The following is a 1,818-nucleotide window of genomic DNA, read 5'->3' as shown; positions in this document are numbered from 1 at the left end:
TGGCCCATTCCATCAGCATCCGGTTTTGCTGTTCCATAGAGCGATCGCCATCGGCCTGCTCTTGCCACTGCCAGCGTTTCATCAGGGTCTGTTCGCTGTCAGAAGGTCCAAGGGAAATCACCGAAGCCTGTCCTGAAGCTTTTGCCATACTGGCGGCAAAGTAACTTTTTCCGGTGCCGGTTTCTCCCTGCAGGAATATAACGGGTGAGTCTACAAGCCGGTCATGGAGTCGGGATAATCGACGGCTTTCACGATCCTTCTGACTCACCTTGCCGTGATAAAGATCACAGGCCAGTGCTGTCAGTGGCTGATCAGCGGAGCCCTCCCATGCCAGTGACTGAGAAAGCCGGTTCTCTATGCGTTCAATGGCCGCTGCATCAGAATGTGCTGTTCTGGCAATATGAAAACAATCGCTGGCTAAAGCGTGAATGGTATCGGATCGGGTCTGCCCTGATGACAGAGGTAACTGCCAGCCAGAAGCCAGTGCATCTTGTAAACGTTTAATCTGTCCTGAAGGCCTGATACCTAACCGGTAATATTGCTCTGCTGCTGCCGGATCAACTTCCAACTGATATGCCATTGCCTCTCGTTGTTTTTCGGGCGCATGGGCCACGATTATGGCACAGAGCCTGTTCAGAGAACCTTCTTCAGCCCCCCATGAAAATGGACTTTCATAGGACAGTTTTAACGCTTCAAATACATTGCCCTTAAAGACTGACGGGTCAGAGGCTCGGACGAGTGACCACAGGTTCTGCCTCACAAACGCTCTATCCAACCGCTGGGCACTGTTGATGATGGCATTTAACCGATCCGGGTCTACCGAGGCAGTTTGACCCTCATCGGACCTCCTATGAGCACCCGGCTTTTTACAGGCATCCGGCAGTAACCACCAACAGGCCACTTTCATAAAATCCCGCACTGACGGATTCTGTCGGGTGCCATGGGTGATGACGCTATTAATGGCCTTGCGCCAGTGTCGGGGCAGGAGCTTTGGGGACTGGTCAACCCGTTGTGCCCGCCGGGCAGCCAGTATCAGGTTATTCAACACCCCTTCGGTCAGTTCAGGCAGAGGGTTACAAAGGTCGGGAGGCACGGTTTTAAACGCTTCGTAAATTTGTTGAAGCGCTTTTCGTGGCATCTCAGCCCGGGGGATATCATGCTTAACCTCATTGATCCCCCAGATATCGACCCCGGGACACGGTTCACCCGTGGCTATTATCGAACGCCATAGTGGAGATGAACTTTTCAAAAACTCAGGCCAGAGAACGGTGACACGAGCTTCCGGGTAAGCCTGTAATTGGCCATTAACCAACAAAGGTTGCCCAACGGCCAGGGGCTCCAGAAGTTGCTGGAGGTTTGGATTAGTCTCGAGCCCCCGCAATATGACCGGCCCACCAGAGTTTAAAGCCTCCTGCAACTCACTCTGACGTCGTCCAAAATGTGCCTTTTGTTCCGAGGCGATATGGATATTATCAAACAGCTGACTGAAGCTGGTCTGTTCATTAAGCTGAATGACCAAAGGTGATTCAGAGTGATTATTGATCCAATGACTTGCCTGGGCATACTGTTGATACGTGACGGTACTAAAGGCGGCGTGACCGCTATTTTTTTCCTTTGAGTGAAGGTCAGCGAACAAAGGGTATTTATCGGTTTCTTCCAATTCCAGAGCTTTTGGTTGCCGTTTGGTATGAGCCACCTGCAGTCTGAGCTCCAGACCTGTCGTTTCCCGAATCCTGTGCAGTGAACCCAGTAAACAAAACCAAAGTGCCTCAGTGAGGGGAGATGTGACGGTGACTACACCACCCGCTCGAACTTGTT

General features: G+C 51.8%; 1 protein-coding gene. It reads right to left on the bottom strand.

The genetic code is table 11. The features are described from left to right. The coding region (locus KDK19_RS15750; protein WP_257292322.1) for a hypothetical protein at nt 1–1,818 on the bottom strand (1,818 nt) is incomplete at both ends.

Origin of the sequence: Endozoicomonas sp. ONNA1 (assembly GCF_024606325.1) — a bacterium.
GTDB lineage: Bacteria > Pseudomonadota > Gammaproteobacteria > Pseudomonadales > Endozoicomonadaceae > Endozoicomonas_A.
The sequence above is the reverse complement of the archived record's forward strand: the minus strand, read 5'-3'. Positions and strand labels throughout refer to the sequence as shown.